Source organism: Kitasatospora sp. NPDC033851, assembly GCF_055576085.1.
In genome coordinates, this window is the sequence record NZ_JBVIRL010000022.1 from 115,084 (window position 1) to 131,758 (window position 16,675).

Annotated in this window: 13 protein-coding genes; 12 read left to right on the forward strand and 1 reads right to left on the reverse strand. The window is 70.3% G+C overall.

The annotated features are described in order from the left end of the window. Window position 1 precedes the first annotated feature (1 nt). From ACZ51D_RS32955 to ACZ51D_RS33010, 12 genes are all read left to right on the forward strand, one after another. On the forward strand, window positions 2–994 hold the full coding sequence (locus ACZ51D_RS32955; RefSeq protein WP_465623831.1) for an aldo/keto reductase: 993 nt from the start codon (window positions 2–4) through the stop codon (window positions 992–994). After that, on the forward strand, window positions 994–1,734 hold the full coding sequence (locus tag ACZ51D_RS32960) for a (Fe-S)-binding protein (protein WP_465623759.1): 741 nt from the start codon (window positions 994–996) through the stop codon (window positions 1,732–1,734). The genes ACZ51D_RS32955 and ACZ51D_RS32960 overlap by 1 nt, the downstream gene beginning before the upstream one ends. Next, a complete protein-coding gene (locus ACZ51D_RS32965) occupies window positions 1,731–3,182 on the forward strand; it encodes a LutB/LldF family L-lactate oxidation iron-sulfur protein (protein ID WP_465623757.1) in 1,452 nt (483 codons plus the stop codon). The genes ACZ51D_RS32960 and ACZ51D_RS32965 overlap by 4 nt, the downstream gene beginning before the upstream one ends. After that, the gene (locus ACZ51D_RS32970) at window positions 3,179–3,832 is read left to right on the forward strand and encodes a LutC/YkgG family protein (RefSeq protein WP_465664314.1); all 654 of its coding nucleotides are present in this window, start codon (window positions 3,179–3,181) and stop codon (window positions 3,830–3,832) included. The genes ACZ51D_RS32965 and ACZ51D_RS32970 overlap by 4 nt, the downstream gene beginning before the upstream one ends. Further along, on the forward strand, window positions 3,829–4,140 hold the full coding sequence (locus tag ACZ51D_RS32975; protein ID WP_392940886.1) for an L-rhamnose mutarotase: 312 nt from the start codon (window positions 3,829–3,831) through the stop codon (window positions 4,138–4,140). The genes ACZ51D_RS32970 and ACZ51D_RS32975 overlap by 4 nt, the downstream gene beginning before the upstream one ends. Beyond that, complete coding sequence (locus ACZ51D_RS32980; protein ID WP_465623754.1) at window positions 4,137–5,036, forward strand: amidohydrolase family protein; 900 nt, start codon at window positions 4,137–4,139, stop codon at window positions 5,034–5,036. The genes ACZ51D_RS32975 and ACZ51D_RS32980 overlap by 4 nt, the downstream gene beginning before the upstream one ends. Before the next feature lie 155 nt (window positions 5,037–5,191). Then, window positions 5,192–5,887 carry a FadR/GntR family transcriptional regulator gene (locus tag ACZ51D_RS32985; protein WP_465623752.1) on the forward strand — a complete coding sequence of 232 codons (696 nt, stop codon included), beginning with the start codon at window positions 5,192–5,194 and terminating at the stop codon, window positions 5,885–5,887. A gap of 883 nt (window positions 5,888–6,770) precedes the next feature. Beyond that, a complete protein-coding gene (locus ACZ51D_RS32990; protein WP_465664315.1) occupies window positions 6,771–9,191 on the forward strand; it encodes an RICIN domain-containing protein in 2,421 nt (806 codons plus the stop codon). 100 nt (window positions 9,192–9,291) lie between these two features. Beyond that, window positions 9,292–12,549 carry a ricin-type beta-trefoil lectin domain protein gene (locus ACZ51D_RS32995; RefSeq protein ID WP_465664324.1) on the forward strand — a complete coding sequence of 1,086 codons (3,258 nt, stop codon included), beginning with the start codon at window positions 9,292–9,294 and terminating at the stop codon, window positions 12,547–12,549. Between the two features lie 101 nt (window positions 12,550–12,650). Further along, window positions 12,651–13,598: a glycoside hydrolase family 27 protein gene (locus ACZ51D_RS33000; RefSeq protein ID WP_465664316.1), complete on the forward strand. Its 948-nt coding sequence runs from the start codon at window positions 12,651–12,653 to the stop codon at window positions 13,596–13,598. A gap of 458 nt (window positions 13,599–14,056) precedes the next feature. Then, complete coding sequence (locus tag ACZ51D_RS33005) at window positions 14,057–15,838, forward strand: hypothetical protein (protein ID WP_465664317.1); 1,782 nt, start codon at window positions 14,057–14,059, stop codon at window positions 15,836–15,838. A 35-nt stretch (window positions 15,839–15,873) separates the two neighbouring features. After that, the gene (locus ACZ51D_RS33010; protein WP_465664318.1) at window positions 15,874–16,155 is read left to right on the forward strand and encodes a hypothetical protein; all 282 of its coding nucleotides are present in this window, start codon (window positions 15,874–15,876) and stop codon (window positions 16,153–16,155) included. A gap of 199 nt (window positions 16,156–16,354) precedes the next feature. Here the strand turns inward: ACZ51D_RS33010 and ACZ51D_RS33015 are convergent. Then, on the reverse strand, window positions 16,355–16,675 hold a 321-nt coding region (locus ACZ51D_RS33015), incomplete at its 5' end, for a tyrosine-type recombinase/integrase (protein WP_465664319.1).

Consider the following 16,675-nt stretch of genomic DNA (forward strand, 5'->3'; position numbering starts at 1 on the left):
CCTGCGCCACCGCCCGCTCGGCGGCAGCAGGGTCCAGGTCACCGAACTCGCCTTCGGCGCAGCCGGCATCGGCAACCTGTTCACCCCGGTCACCGACGAACAGGCCGAACAAGCTGTCACCGCCGCCTGGGAAGCGGGCGTACGGTACTTCGACACCGCCCCGCACTACGGCCTGGGCTTGTCCGAGCGCCGCCTCGGTGATGCGCTGCGCGACCTGCCCCGGGACGACTTCACCCTGTCCACGAAGGTCGGCCGGCTGCTGGAGCCGACTCCCTCCGTCGACGGCGACGACCTGGCCAACGGCTTCGCCGTGCCCGCCACCCACCAGCGGGTCTGGGACTTCAGCGCCCGGGGCGTGCGCCACTCCGTCGAGGACAGCCTGAACCGGCTCGGCCTCGACCGAATCGACATCGCCTACCTGCACGACCCCGACGGCCACGCTGAACAGGCACTCGACGAGGCCTACCCCGAACTCGAACGCCTGCGCGCGGAGGGAGTCATCGGAGCGATCGGCCTCGGCATGAACCAGGCCGAGCTGCCCGCCCGCTTCATCCGCGAGACCGACATCGACGCCGTCCTGCTGGCCGGCCGCTACACCCTGCTCGACCAGCGAGGACTGGCCGAACTGCTGCCCTTGGCGCAGCAGCGGGGCGTCGGCGTGGTCATCGGAGGGGTTTTCAACTCCGGCCTGCTCGCCGACCCCCGCCCGGGTGCCACCTTCGACTACACCGCGGCCCCCGTCCACCTGCTCGACCGGGCCCTGGAGTTCAAGGCGGTATGTGAGAGGTACGGCGTACCGCTGCGCGCCGCCGCCCTGCGCTTCCCGTTCGGGCACCCGGCGGTGGCGAGCGTCCTGGTCGGCACCCGCAGCGCCGCCGAGGCCCGGGACGCCTCCGCCATGCTCGATCACCCCGTCCCGGCGGCGCTCTGGGCAGAACTCAGGGACCACGGACTGCTGCGGGAGGGCGTTCCCACCCCCGAGGAGGCGAGCTGATGCGCATCGCCCTGTTCATCACCTGTTTCAACGACACGATGTTCCCCGAGACCGGCCGTGCGGTGGTGACCGTACTGGAGCGGCTGGGCCACACCGTCTACTTCCCGCAGGAACAGACCTGCTGCGGGCAGATGCACTTCAACACCGGCTACCGCCCCGACGCCGTCCCACTGGTGGCCCGCTTCGCCCGGACCTTCGCCGACTACGACGCCGTCATCACGCCGTCCGCCTCCTGCGCCGGCATGGTCAAGGAGAACCACCCGTTGCTGGCCCGGGAGTACGGGCCCGCCGGCCTCCAACAGCAGGTCGCCGAACTGGTCCCCCGGGTGCACGAGTTCACCGAGTTCCTGACCGACGTCCTCGGCGTCACCGACGTCGGCGCCCGCTTCCCGCACCGCGTCGCCTACCACCCCACCTGCCACTCGCTGCGCGGCCTCCGTCTCGGCGACCGCCCCGACCGCCTGCTGCGCGCCGTCGAGGACCTGGACCTGGTCGACCTGCCCGCGGCCGACTCCTGCTGCGGCTTCGGCGGCACCTTCGCCGTCAAGAACGCCGACACCTCCGCCGCGATGCTCGCCGACAAGAACACTGCCGTCCTGGACAGCGGCGCCGACGTCCTGTGCGCCGCCGACAACTCCTGCCTGATGCACATCGGCGGCGGACTGTCCCGCCAGGGCTCGACCGTGCGCACCATGCACATCGCCGAGATCCTCGCCGCCTCCGAAGGAACCGCACGATGAGCAACCCCGGCAGCCGTGGCGTCGTCTGGCTCGGCGCCCCGTCCTTCCCCGACGCCGCCCGCGAGGCGCTCGGCAACACCCAGCTGCGTGCCAACCTGAAACGGGCAACCACGACCATTCGCGACAAGCGGCTCGTGGTTGCCTCCGAACTGGACGACTGGGAGCAGCTGCGCGACGCCGCCGCCGCGATCAAGAAGCGGACCTCACGCCACCTCGACCGTTACCTCGTCCAGTTGGAGGCCGCCGTCACCGCCGCGGGCGGCTCCGTGCACTGGGCCTCGGACGCCGTCGAGGCCAACCACATCGTGACCGAACTCGTGCAGGCCACCGGCGAACGCGAAGTCGTGAAGATCAAGTCCATGGCCACGCAGGAAATCGGCCTCAACGAGGCCCTGGCCGAAGCCGGCATCACCGCGTACGAGACCGACTTGGCCGAGCTCATCGTCCAGCTCGGTGACGACCGGCCCTCCCACATCCTCGTCCCCGCGATCCACAGGAACCGCACCGAGGTCCGGGACCTGTTCGTTGCCGAGATGGGCCACTGGGGCCGGCCCGCACCGGACGGGATCACCGACTCACCCGCCGAGCTGGCCGACGCGGCCCGGCTGCACCTGCGGCGGAAGTTCCTCTCCGCCAAGGTGGCCGTCTCCGGTGCCAACTTCGCCGTCGCCGACACCGGCACGGTCGTGGTTGTAGAGTCCGAGGGCAACGGCCGGATGTGCCTCACCCTGCCCGAGACCCTCATCACCGTGATGGGCATCGAGAAGGTCGTCCCCACCTGGACCGACCTGGAGGTCTTCCTCCAGCTCCTGCCCCGCTCGTCCACCGGCGAGCGGATGAACCCCTACACCTCCACCTGGACCGGGGTGACGCAGGGCGACGGCCCGCAGGACTTCCACCTGGTCCTCCTCGACAACGGCCGCACCGACACCCTCGCCGACACCGTCGGCCGCCAGGCCCTCGCCTGCATCCGCTGCTCCGCCTGCCTCAACGTCTGCCCCGTCTACGAGCGCACCGGCGGCCACGCCTACGGCTCCGTCTACCCCGGACCGATCGGCGCCGTCCTCACCCCCCAGCTCGTCGGCGTGGCGAACGCCGCTTCGCTGCCGTTCGCCTCCACCCTGTGCGGAGCCTGCTACGACGCCTGCCCGGTGAAGATCAACATCCCCGAGGTGCTGGCCCACCTGCGGGCCAAGGCCGTCGAGAGCAAGCCGAAGCGGGCGGAGGCGCTGGCCATGAAGGCCGCCGCCACCGTCCTCGACTCCCCGCGGCTGCTCTCCGCCGCCCAGAAGGCGGCCGCCCTCGGCGGCCGGGCCCTGGCCCGGGACGGAAGGATCGGCCGACTGCCGGGCCCGCTGCACGGCTGGTCCGACACCCGCGACACCCCCGCACCCCCCGCCGAGTCCTTCCGCACCTGGTGGCGAAAGAACAGGGACCAAGAAGCATGAACAGCCGCCAGGCCATCCTCGGCCGTATCCGCGCCGCGCTCATCGACGTCCCCGCCGGCGAACTGCCCAGCGACGTCCCCGTACCCCGAACCTACCGCCGTAGGCACACAGAGCCGGGCGAGGACACCGTCGCCCTGTTCGCCGAGCGGGTCGCCGACTACCGCGCCACCGTCACCCGCACCGACGAGGCGGGCCTGCCGACCGCCATCGCCGCCGCGCTCACCGCCCGCGGGGCGAGAAGCCTGGCGCTGCCTGGCGGCTTCCCCGCCGAGCTGCTGCCTCCCGGCGAATGGGAGTGGCACGCAGAACCGCTGGACATGGCGGTGCTCGACAGCTTGGACGGCGCGATCACCCTGGCCGCCGCCGGCATTGCCGTCACCGGGACCATCGTCCTCGACGCCGGCCCCGGCCAGGGCCGCCGCGCCCTCACCCTCGTCCCCGACTTGCACCTGTGCATCGTCCGCACCGCACAGATCGTCGCCGACGTCCCCGACGCCCTCGCCCGCCTCGACCCGCGGAACCCGCTCACCTTCATCTCGGGGCCGTCCGCCACCAGCGACATCGAACTCGAACGCGTGGAAGGCGTGCACGGCCCGCGCTCCCTGCAGGTCATCATCGTCGACCACCCCACCCGCCCGGAGCAGCCATGAGTGTCGCCCTGCACACCCGCGTCCGCGCCGACCGGATCGCCGAGTACGAGGCCGCCCACCGGGACGTGCCCGCCGACCTCGTCGCAGCCATCCGGGCCGCCGGCGTCACCTCGTGGAGGATCTGGCGCAGCGGTTGCGACCTGTTCCACCTGCTGGAGTGCGAGAGCTACCCCCGGCTCCTCGCCGAACTGGAGCACCTCCCGGTCAACGTCGCCTGGCAGGAGAAGATGGGCGAACTGCTCGACGTCAACCACGACTACTCCGACACCGGTGCCGGGGCCGGCCTCCCGGTGGTGTGGGAGCTGTGACCGGACCTCAGATCATCGACGCGCACCACCACGTCTGGGACCTCGCGGTGCGGCCGCAGCCCTGGATCAGCGGTGAGGCCCTCGCTCCACTGGCCCGCTCCTTCACCGCCGCCGACCTCGCCCCCGAAGCCGCGGAGGCCGCAGTGGCCGCCACGGTCGTCGTGCAGACCGTCTGCGTCCCCGAGGAGACCCCCGAACTGCTGGCGCTGGCCGACGGCAGCGACCTGGTCGCCGGCGTCGTCGGCTGGACCGACCTCACCGCCGCCGACGTCGTCGACGCGATCGCCGCCCTCCGTGAACTCCCCGGCGGGGATCGGCTGGTGGGCATCAGACATCAGGTCCAGGAGGAGCCCGATCCCGAGTGGCTGCTGCGCCCCGACGTACAGCGCGGCCTGCTCGCCGTGGCCGAGGCCGGCCTCGTCTACGACCTCGTCGTCAGGCCGCACCAGTTGCGCACCGCCGCCCTCGCGGCCGCCCGACTTCCCGGCCTGACGTTCGTCCTCGACCACCTCGGCAAGCCCCCGATCGCCGACGGCACGCTCTACCCCTGGGCAGCGGACCTGCGCCGCCTGGCCGCGCTGCCCAATACGGTGGGCAAACTCTCAGGCCTGGTGACGGAAGCCGCCCCTGGCCGGTGGCGTCCTGCGGACCTCGCGCCGTACACCGACACCGCCCTGGAGGCCTTCGGCCCGCAACGGCTCCTCTTCGGCTCCGACTGGCCGGTCTGCACCCTGGAGGCCGGCTACACCGAGGTCACCCGGATCACCAGGCACCTCGTGGACGGGCTCAGCGCGAGGGAGAGGGACGCGGTGTTCCGGCACAACGCGATCCGCGTGTACGGGCTCGGCGGCCAGCGCAGGCCTGCCGAGGGACGTCCAGGCCCGACGGGTCCGTAGCCGACCCGGACGAAGGACGGCCCGCCCGGGGCAGCTGCCGCACGGACGGGCACCGGTGGATAGCGCCGGACCGCTTTGACCTGCCACGGTCAAGGTGATCTGGGCGGCCGCCGTGGAAGCTATGCTGCAACGATCAGGACCAGGGAGGCAACGGCGTGCCAGTCACCGACTCGGCGATCGAGAAGATCAAAGCCATGATCGTCAGTGGAGAGCTGCGCCCCGGTTCGCGACTCCCCAAGGAGGCAGACCTGGCCGAGCGGCTCGGCCTGTCGCGCAACTCCCTGCGTGAGGCGGTGAAGGCCCTCTCGCTCATCCGGGTGCTCGACGTACGCCAGGGAGACGGCACGTACGTGACGAGCCTGGAGCCCAACCTGCTGCTGGATGCGCTGGGCTTCGTCGTCGACTTCCACCAGGACAACTCGGTGCTGGAGTTCCTGGAAGTCCGCCGCGTCCTGGAACCCGCCGCTGCGGCCATGGCTGCCCGAGTGATGCCGGACGAGGAAATCTCCGCGCTCGGGGAGCTCCTGGAGGGCCTGAGCGACGATGCCTCCCTGCAAGAACTGATCGACAACGACCTCGAGTTCCACCGCAGGATCGCAGCCGGTTCCGGCAACACCGTCCTGTGCTCGCTCGTCGACGGCCTGTCCGGCCCGACCGCCCGGGCGCGGATCTGGCGAGGGCTGACCGAGGAAGGTGCGGTCGACCGGACCCGCCAGCAGCACCACGCCATCCTCGATGCGATCGCCCACCGCCGCCCCGACCTCGCGCACGCCTGGGCGACGGTGCACGTGGCAGGCGTCGAGCAGTGGCTGCGGGACACCCTCGGCGCAGCCGGATCCTCGCTCGGCTGACCCAGGACGAGCGCTTCAAGAGAGATCGTCGGTGACGACGGTGTGCGCAGCAGTATGCGGGTGATCCCTGGCGGTGAGAAGTACCGCCCGTCCCCGGGGGCCGCGGCGACGCACACGAAACCGAGCGCGCTGGTCACGTCGTCGCAGCAGCAGCACACCCCTGATTCGAAGCCGGCCTTCCGGCAGACGGCTGCCGCACGTGCCGCCAGCCCCGGCATGGACAGGGGCTCGGGCGGCACGGAGGACTCGTTCCCCACGCTGCGGCCAAAACCACGGCTTCTCCTAACTCCGTATGACGATCAGGCTGGGTGGTCGGCCGCTGGTCAGTGCCGACGAGGTCCCGGTCGTGCCGCGCCTCGCCCTGGTACGGACTGACACGTCCGGGCGGTGTCTAGCGAGCTGTTCGGCCGAGCATTCGGCGAACGGTGCGCCGCGGCTGACGTTGCCGCGATGGAGCACGCGTTCAGTCGGCGACTATGTGGCCCGAAGCTCTCCTGCGACCTCTCCGACCTCGCCCCGCCGGGCGGGCCGCCCAGGAGGAAGCGGTATGTCGGCCTCCCCGACGCGATCGAGGCAACTGAGCCCCTGTCGTCCGACCCCAGCCGAACCGGCTCCATGCCATAGAGCCCCTATACATCCGACCTTTTAGTATCCTGAGGTGCAGTCATTGCTGGCGTCTCTGCTTGGCGCCGCCGTAGCTACAGCTCGACTGTTCAAGCAATTGCGAGTCAAAGTTGTTGACTTGTGCGCGAATGCGTTCCATATTGAGCAACATTGAACCTCGCACACCCTTCCGGCGCCAGACGGGCCGCCGGGTCCTCCAGTCGCGCCCTTGGAGCGTTACGTGCGCAGACATCCTATCAATTTCCGAAACATGCTCACCATGTTCGCAACCTCTGCGGTCGCTCTCGCCGCCACCTTCACCGCGATCCCGAGTTCGCCCGCAGTCGCTGCTCCAGCGCAACGGATCGCCATCGACGGAGCGTCAAGCGGCCGTGCCTTCGACGGAATTGGCGCGATCAGTGGCGGCGGGGCCACCTCCCGGCTCCTGGTCGACTACCCCGAGCCGCAGCGCACTCAGGTGCTGGACTACCTGTTCAAGCCCGGCTACGGCGCTTCACTGCAGATGCTGAAGGTTGAGATCGGCGGTGACGCGAACTCCTCCGACGGACCTGAGCCGAGCCACATGCGCACCCCGACCGAGGTCGACTGCAACCGCGGCTACGAGTGGTGGCTGATGGAGCAGGCCAAGGCACGCAACCCCGACATCACGTTCTACGGCCTGGAGTGGGCGGCGCCGGGCTGGTTGAACGGCGGCATCTGGTCCCAGGACAACATCACCTATCTCAAGTCCTGGCTGGGCTGCGCCCAGAGCCACGGACTGAAGGTCGGCTACCTGGGCGGCTGGAACGAGAACGGCTACGACAAGGCCTGGTTCGAGAACCTGCGCACCGCCCTGGACGGCAGCGGCCACGCCGACACCCTGTTGGTGGCCTCCGACAGCAATGACGCGACCTGGACGGTCGCCTCGGACCTGGCCACGGACAGCGCCTTCAACCGGGCGGTCGCGGTCGTGGGCCTGCACGGCGTGTGTTGGAACTCGACCCCGGTGTACACCGCCTGCCCGGGCAGCAGCACCGCGACCGGGCTGGGCAAGCCGCTGTGGGTGGCCGAGGACGACAACGACAGCGACGGCGCCAATCCGCCGGCGCTGGCCCGCAACCTCAACCGCCAGTACATCGACGCCAGAATCACGTCGGACATCAAGTGGGCGCTGGTCGGCTCCTGGCCCTCGAACCTTCCGTTCGCCGGGGCCGGCCTGATGGCCGCCGACCAGCCCTGGTCGGGCAACTACACTGTGGGCCGCGACATCTGGGTGACGGCACACACCACGCAGTTCGCCAAGCCGGGCTGGCGCTACCTGGACACGGCCAGCGGCTATCTGTCCGGTACCGGGATCAACGGCGACCGGCACAGCGGGAGTTACGTCACCCTGAGGTCCGGCCAGGACTACAGCACGGTCATCGAGACCACCGACGCCTCGGCCGCGAAGACGATCGCGCTCAGCGTCGCCGGCGGGCTGTCCACCGGGCCGGTGCACGTGTGGGACACCGACATGAACGCCACCGACCCCGCCCGGTGGTTCGTCCACACCCAGGACATCGTGCCGCGAAACGGCGGCTACTCGCTGACCGTGCAGCCCGGCCACCTCTACACCGTCACCACCACCACCGGCCAGGGCAAGGGCACTGCTGTCGCGCCGCCCGCGAAGAGCGTCCCGCTGCCGTACCAGGCCGACCTGAGCGGATACCCGGCCCGGGCCACCGCCCGGTACTTCCACGACTGGGCCGGGGCCTTCGAGACCGCGCCCTGCCCGGCGGGCACCGACACCCCGATGTGCCTGCGCCAGGTGATCACCGCACCCGCCCACCCCTGGCACACCGACATGAACTACACCCCCGCCACCCTGCTGGGCGACCCGTCCTGGAGCAACTACCAGGTCTCCACTGACGTGCTGTTGGAGGAGACGGGCAGCTCCGCCGAGCTGCTGGGCCGGATCGACCACGTCGACCACGACCGCTCCGCCTACCACCTGAGGATCGACGACGGCGGTTCCTGGCGACTGTCCAGCGAGGACCGCTCGGGGACCGACACCGTCCTGGCCGCCGGCAGCTACCCCGGCGCGGGCGCCGGGACCTGGCACAACGTCTCGCTGGCGATGCAGGGCCAGTCGATCACCGCCTTCGTCGACCACGTCCAGGTCGCCTCGCTCACCCACGCAGGCCACGCGATCGGCCAGAGCGGACTGGCCGTCGGCGGCTTCCAGCACGCCGACTTCACCCACTTCGGCGTGACCCCGCTCGCCGGACCCGCCACCACGCCCGTCACCAACACCAACAGCGGCAAGTGCCTCGACGTCAGCGGCAGTTCGACCGCTGACGGCGCGGAGGTCCTGCAGTGGACCTGCGGCAGCGGCAAGGCCAACCAGCTGTGGACCCCCGTTCCGGTGGCCGGTGGCACGACGGTGCAGCTGGTGTCGGCCAACAGCGGCAAGTGCCTTGACGTCAGTGGCAGTTCGACCGCTGACGGCGCGCAGGTCCTGCAGTGGACCTGCGACAGCGGCAAGGCCAACCAGGAGTGGACGCTCGTCCCGCTGGCCGGCGGCGCAATGGTGCAGCTCGTGTCGGCCAACAGCGGCAAGTGCCTCGACGTCAGCGGCAGTTCGACCGCAGACGGGGCCCTCGCCGTCCAGTGGACCTGCACCACAGGCCGGACCAGCCAGCAGTGGACCACGACCCAGTAGTACGGCACCCGCCGTCCTGATGCCGGCCGGTCTCCTGGAGCCCTGAAGCCGCGAGACCGGCCGCACCAACCCCAATCCCACCCATTCCCACTCCCTGCTGATCGGCCTGCTCAACGGCGCGATCATCGTCTACGGCCGGGTCAACCCCACCATCGCCACCCTGGCCGGGCTCGCCGCGTACAAGGGGCTCGCCCAGCTCATCTCTGACGGCCGCGCCCAGGGCTACGTCCTCAACAACGACGTGTTCGTCTTCCTCGGCCGTGGCAAGATCGCCGGACTGCCGGTCATGGTCTGGATCGTCATCGCCGTCGCGGTCGCCGTGCACGTGCTGCTCACCCGGACCGACATCGGCCGCAACGTCTACGTGATCGGCGGCAACGACACCGCCGCCCGCCTCGCCGGCGGCAACATCAACAAGTACCTGGTCGCCGTCTACGGCCTGATCGGCATCGTCGCCGCCGTCGCCGGCATCCTGCTCACCGCCCGCACCGGCTCCGGCCAGCCCACCTCCGGCAGCGAAGGCCTCGAACTCAAGGCCATCACCGCCGCCGCCCTCGGCGGCTGCGCCCTCAAGGGCGGCAAGGGCACCATCGGCGGCACCCTCCTCGCCATCGCCCTGCTCGGGTGCCTGGAGAACGGACTGACCGTCGAAGGCATCAACTCCTTCTGGCAGAACGTCGCCCAGGGCACCCTGCTGGTCGTCGCGGTCGTCGTCCAGCAGCGCCGCAGCGCCGCAGCGGCGAACGCGCCGCCGGCTTCCCCGCCTGACCCGCCGTCCTCGGGCCCCGAGCCGCGTCGCCCCGATGGCACGCACCGCGCCGTACGGAAGCGCGCCGGCTGCGACCGCACGCACCCACGACCCTCGGACGGTCCGTCCGAGCCGCACGGATCCCCCACCACCCCACGAGGAGCTGGAATGACCTGGCGATCACGCCCACGCACCACCCTGCTAGCCGCCCTCACACTGATGGTCGCCACGCTCACCGGCGCGGCGGCGACCACCCCCGCGCAGGCCGCCGCCGCGCCGACGATCACCATCGACGGCACCAAGCCGGGGCGGGTCTTCGACGGCGTCGGAGCGATCTCCGGCGGCGGCGGTAACTCCCGACTGCTTGCGGACTATCCCGAACCGCAGCGCAGCCAGGTGCTGGACTACCTGTTCAAGCCCGGCTACGGCGCGTCGCTCCAGATCCTCAAGGTGGAGATCGGCGGAGACACCAACTCCACCGACGGCGCCGAGGCCAGCCACATGCACACCGCCGACACCGTGGACTGCAACCAGGGCTACGAGTGGACCATGATGGAGCAGGCCAAGGCCCGCAACCCCGACATCAAGCTGGCCGCGCTGTCCTGGGGCGCACCCGGCTGGGTCAACGACAACAGCACCACCAGCAACACCGTCTACACCCCGAAGATGCACGACTACCTGCTCTCGTGGCTCGGCTGCGCCCGGCATCACAACCTGACCATCGACTACCTCGGTGGCTGGAACGAGCACGACGCCGACCCCCAGTGGTACGTGGGCCTGAAGAACAAGCTCGTCGCCGGCGGCTACGGCTCGGTGAAGGTCGTCGCCCCCGACCAGTTCGGCTACCAGGTCGTCGACCAGATGACCAACGACGCCGCCTTCCGCAACGCCGTCGACATCGTCGGGGTGCACTACCCCTGCGGCTACAACAGCGACTTCAGCAACTGCAAGCCCGCCGCCGACTCCGCCTCGATCGACAAGGCCCAGACCCTCGGCAAGCCCATCTGGGCGAGCGAGAACGGCTCCGAGGACTACCAGAACGGAGCGAGCTCGGTGGCCCGCGGCATCAACCGCGGATATATCGACTCCCGGTTCACCGCCTTCGTCAACTGGCCGGTCGTCGCCGCGCTCTACGGCAACCTCGAGTTCTCCACCGACGGCATGGCGCTCGCCAACCAGCCGTGGTCCGGCAACTACACCATCGGCAAGACCGCCTGGGTAACCGCACAGACCACCCAGTTCACCAAGCCCGGCTGGCACTACATCGACACCGCCAGCAACTACCTCGGCAACAAGCGCACCAACGGCAGCTACGCGACCCTGAAGTCGGCCGACAACAAGGCGTACTCCACCGTCATCGAGACCATGGACGCCACCGCGGCGCAGACCGTGAACTTCAGCGTCACCGGCGGCCTGCCCACCGGCCGGGTCCACGTGTGGGCGACCAACGTGCGCTCCAACACCAGCAGCGACTGGTTCGTCCAGCAGGCGGACCCGGCCGTGACTGGCGGCGGCCGCTACTCCCTGGCGCTGCAGCCCGGTTACGTCTACACCGTGACCACCACCACCGGTCAGGGCAAGGGCACCGCGGTCTCCCCGCCGGCAGCCTCGCTGTCGCTCCCGTACGCGGACACCTTCGAGACGCCAGCGGCGACCACCTCGCCGAAGTACTTCGCCGACATGAACGGCGCTTTCAAGACGGTGGCCTGTGGCGGCGGTCGGACCGGGACCTGCCTGCGGCAGATGGCCCCCACCGTGCCGATGCGCTGGACCGACGAGCCGTTCAACTCCCCGTACACGATCATGGGTGAGCGCGGCTGGCAGAACTACACCGTCGCCTCGGATGTCATGTTCGAGCAGCCCGGGACGGTCGAACTGCTCGGCCGGATCGGCCAGCAGGGCCATAACAACAACGGCCTCAACGCCTACCACCTGCGGCTCTCCGACACCGGCACGTGGTCCATCCTCAAGAGCGACACCAGCTGGAACTTCACCACCCTCGCCACCGGGGCCACCACGGCACCCGGCCTGAACAACTGGACCGGCCTCTCCTTCACCCTGCAGGGCTCGACCCTGATCGCGAGCATCGGCGGCCAGGAGGTCGGCCGGGCCACCGACACCTCGTTCTCCACCGGCCTGGCGGGCCTCGGCCTGGGCACCGGAGGCTATCGGACCCAGCAGTTCGACAACTTCGCCCTCACCCCGGGCGCCGCCACCCCGATGCCCACCGGCCCCATCACCTCGGGGGCTGCCGCCGGCAAGTGCGTGGACGTCGACCGGGACTCCAGCCTGAACGGCGCCCGGGTCCAGCTGTGGGACTGCACCGGCGGCTCCTCCCAGGTCTGGACCCTCGACGGCGGGAACCTCACGCACCACGGCAAGTGCCTGGACGTCACCGGCCAGGCCACGGCCAATGGCTCACCCGTCGAGCTCTGGGACTGCAACGGCGGCGCCAACCAGCAGTGGTCGCCCCAGCCGGACGGCACCCTGAAGGGCCTCCAGTCCGGACGCTGCCTGGACGACCCGGCCCTCAACACCGCCAACGGCACCCAGCTCGACATCTGGGACTGCGACGGCGGCTCCAACCAGAAGTGGAACCTGCCCGCCTGACGCACCCCTCCGCCGGCCCCGGCCGACCGCACCTCCCCGCGGTCGACCGGGGCCGGTCCTGCTCCTCACCACCACCGAGCAAGAGAAAGCGAGAACCTGCGGTGACGACGGGACGAACCGTCCCGGCCCGCCGCCGACGGCCCCTGACACGCGCGCTGGCGGCCCTTCCCCTGCTGCTCGCCGCGGTCACCGCGGCGCCGCCGGCCGTGGCCGCGACCCCGGCCGCGACCGCGGCGGCGGTTCCGGTCACTCCGGTGCTGACCCCGCCGATGGGCTGGAACAGCTGGAACAAGTTCGGCTGCAACATCAACGAGGCCCTCATCCGGGAGACCGCCGACGCATTGGTCGCCAGCGGGCTGGACCGGGCCGGCTACCAGTACGTCAACGACTGCTGGCCCGCCACCACCCGGGACGCCAACGGCGACCTCCAGGACGACCCGGCGCGCTTGCCATCCGGCATCAAGGCACTCGCCGACTACGTCCACGCCAAGGGCCTGAAGATCGGCATCTACGAGTCGGCCGGCACCGCCACCTGCATGGGCGCCTACCCGGGCAGCCTCGACCACGAGCAGGCCGACGCACGGCAGTTCGCCGGCTGGGGCATCGACTTGCTGAAGTACGACAACTGCAACAGCGGCAACCGGCCCTACCTGGACCGCTTCAAGGCGATGGGCGACGCGCTGAAGGCGACCGGCCGACCGATCGTCTACATACTGTGTAGCTGGGGCAAGGACGCCCCGTGGTCGACGTACGGCCCGGCCTCCGGCGGGACGTCCTGGCGCACCACCGAGGACATCGGCAACTTCTGGTCCAACGGCTCACAGTCCACGCCGATGGGCGTCGTCGACATCCTGGACGCCCAGGCAGGGCTGGAGCCGTACTCCGGGCCGAACGCCTGGAACGACATGGACATGCGCGACGCTGGATGGGTTTCTCTTCGGGGCGAACGTGCCGGGGTACCACGGACGCGCTCCCGCTGTGGTGCAGTTCGCCAAGAACAGGCGCTGTCCGGGCCGCTGTCCGAACCACCGGATAGGCTCACCAGTTGAGAATGATAGGGGAGTTGAGTGCGCGACTCTGTGCTGACTGCTGACGTTCCGCTCGGCCCGTTCGACGGCCATCTCGTGCCTGCCTTCGCGGCGAAGGGCAAAGCCTCCAAGCTCCACGCACATCTGCGATGCCCCCGGCTTCGCGCGGACGGGGCGGTGGCCTCCGAGGCACCGCTGAACGCTTCGACGGTCGCCCGGATGTGCTCCGTCTGCGCACACCAAGGGGAATGGGACCGTCCGGACAGCGGTGTCGGCCTCTTCCTGCGCGCGCTCGGCGGCTACCGCGGACTGCTCTCCCGGCTGCAGGAGTACACGGAGGCGGATCCGGACGACGAGGTGACCCAGGAGGAAGCCGAAGGCGCCGCGAAGGTTCTGCGCGCCGAGCCGGTTCCCGAGGAAGACGAGACTACGGCGAGGAGCGGGACGCCCGCGACGAAGCGGAACACCTGTGGGGCCAGGTGCTGTCCAGGTGGCGTGACGCCGCGGACAGCCTCCACCTCGCCGAAAGCGTCGCCGCGAAGTTCCCCTGGCTCACCGACTGGGCGCGGCCGAAGGTGGCACTGAAGGAGGAACATCTCCAGACGCTGCGCGAACGAGCGGGACTGTTCGTCGATGCGGCCGCACTGCTGGAAGCAGCGGCGGCCACGAGCCTGGAAATGCCCGAACTCCCCACGGACGAGGAAGCGTTCAGCGCCATCGGCGACCGCAGGTCGGTAGCCGGCCGGCTGCGGTCGATGTGGTCCCGCTGGCAGGGGGCAGCAGCGGACGCATGGGGACTGCCGGGCGACCACCTGGTCACGTATCAGGCCGTCGGGGGAATCAATTCACGGCGCAAGGGGTACGACGAAGCTTGCCGTGCGGCAGACCGGCTGCTGGCTTCCTGGGAGGAGGAGGCACGCCGGGTGGCCGGCGCGGCGGACCCGGACGTGACGGTGACGCTGACCGCACACCTGCAGGAACCCCCGGAGGAGGACCCCTACTCGCAGCAGCGTGAGCTGGGGCTGCTGGGCGGCCTCGACAACTGGACGATCGGCGTCCTGCTCACCTACCTGACCAGCGCCGACTGGGGCCGGCGCAGGCTCACTTTTCGCGCACCCCAGCTGATTGTCGACCAACTCCTTACCCGCGCCGCGCTCGTACGGTGCGAGCCCGAGCCTCCCGGCGCCCCGACGGCTGCCGGCGAAGCGAGTCCCCTGGGGCCGGGAGTCTTCGACGACGCCCCTGTGCACCAGCGCCGCCCCCTCACCGCGGAGCACCTGCGGTTGCTCAGCACCGCGCCCGGCGCCGAGGACCAGCTGTACACCGTGTTCTCCACCGACGCCGGGACGGAGGTCCTGCCCTTCAAGGAGTTGGAGCGGCGTGCGGCCCGTGGCTGGCGAGGTGTCCTGCTCGCCAGCTCCGTCGACCTGCCTGCGGCACTCATCGACCCCTGGTCCGAGGCGATCGGCCAGCGCCCCGAGGAGCCCTCCGCCATGTGGCGGGAGCGGATGCGCGAAGCCGACGACCCGCTGTTCGGCGAGCGGCTGGGCCTGGCAGCCGGCGCCGAGCGCGCCGCCTGGCTGGTCTTCAGCGACAGGCCCTGGGCGCGGGAGTTCAACCTGCGGCTGCTCGCGGTGGCCCGCGGTGTGCCCGATCTGCGCAGTTTGGACTCCGGGTACGACCGGGCCGGGCGTTCGCGCAGCCTTCTCAGCGCGGTCTGGCACGGGCTCCTCGCCCACGGCCAGGACTTGGACCTCGAGCCGTTCGAAGCACCCGACGCCAGCACCTGGAAGCGCAGCGGGAGCGGCATCCCTCTGGGGGTCCTCGCGCAGGTCCAGGTCTACGCAGTCAACGCCGACCCCCGCTACCAGGGCAAGGGGCACTCGCCGTTCTGCTCCCATGTCCGCGAACGCGGTGTCGTCGCAGACGACGACCTGCTCACCATCGCGGACCTGCTCGGTGACACGAAGTTCGACTGGTGCAGCAAATGCGGGGGCTACGCGATCCGCCGCCTGACGGACACCCAGCTCGCCCACCACCGCGCGGCCCACCGGCTCCACGACATCGCGCAGCAGTTGGACCCCGGCCGGGGCGGGTACGATCCCGCCCGCCTCGGACAGCTGGTGGAGCAGCTCCTGGAGCTCGAGAAGTGGAAACCCGACGCTGACGACCGCTCCTACAGCGAGGACTCCCGCCAGTGGCATCAGATCGTCCGCAAGCTGCTGTTCCGGGCCCGATCCGCCCAAGCCGGCCAGCCCTGAACCATCCCTCGACCGACTGCCTGACGAGGTCTCCCATGGACAGCACGCCGAACAGCCTCCTGTCACCGCACGCCCTCGGGCCGCAGCTGCTCGAGCGGCTCATCGCCCCCCTGCGGCAGGCCGGTTGGACCCAGGCAGATCAGTGGTACGAGGACGAAGAGGGCGAGGACAATTCTGGTGCCGACGCGGCGGCAACGGTCGAGCTGAGCCGCTCCAACTTCCACCTCTTCATCAGCTGGTCTCCGGCCACCGGCCGCCTCGTCATCGACGACCCCACCGACGGCTGGGACTGGGACGGGTACCTTCCTCCGCTGTAAGGGGGCAGCTCAGGCCGCGCGCCGCCCCCGCAACCCTCCCGGACTGGGCAGCTCACGACCTCCTCGACATGCTCCGCCCGGACTCCGACGAGGACGAGGCCCCTGCGGCCGACGCCACACTCGGGCGTCCCTGACGGGAGGCACGGCCAGAGACGTCCACCCCGTCCAAGCCGCGGTACCGGAGCCGTTCGACGCGTGGCTACGCCACCCGCCGGAGGACCTCGCCGGGCCCGGGGACCGGATTCCGCCCGGCGGCGGCCCGGTCGAGGGCCTGGGCCAGGGCGAGCACGGCTTGGTCGGCGGAGTCCTTGAGGAGGTGACCGTAGAGGTTGATCGTGGTGGCGATGGTGGAGTGCCGCAAGGTCTTGGAGATGACAGCGACGGGGATGTCCTCCGCGATCATGATGCTGGCCGCGGTGTGGCGAAGGTCGTGCGTGCGCCGTGAGGCGCTGTGGTTCGAGTGGAGGTGAGAGGCCTTCGCCGCTGATCCTGTCGCAGCAGGACGGTGGAGCTGAGGGCA

Coding starts and splice junctions, on each gene's coding strand:
- ACZ51D_RS32960 (WP_465623759.1), top strand. CDS start 994: ATGCGCATCGCCCTGTTCATCACCTGTTTCAACGACACGATGTTCCCC.
- ACZ51D_RS32965 (WP_465623757.1), top strand. CDS start 1,731: ATGAGCAACCCCGGCAGCCGTGGCGTCGTCTGGCTCGGCGCCCCGTCC.
- ACZ51D_RS32970 (WP_465664314.1), top strand. CDS start 3,179: ATGAACAGCCGCCAGGCCATCCTCGGCCGTATCCGCGCCGCGCTCATC.
- ACZ51D_RS32975 (WP_392940886.1), top strand. CDS start 3,829: ATGAGTGTCGCCCTGCACACCCGCGTCCGCGCCGACCGGATCGCCGAG.
- ACZ51D_RS32990 (WP_465664315.1), top strand. CDS start 6,771: ATGTTCGCAACCTCTGCGGTCGCTCTCGCCGCCACCTTCACCGCGATC.
- ACZ51D_RS33010 (WP_465664318.1), top strand. CDS start 15,874: ATGGACAGCACGCCGAACAGCCTCCTGTCACCGCACGCCCTCGGGCCG.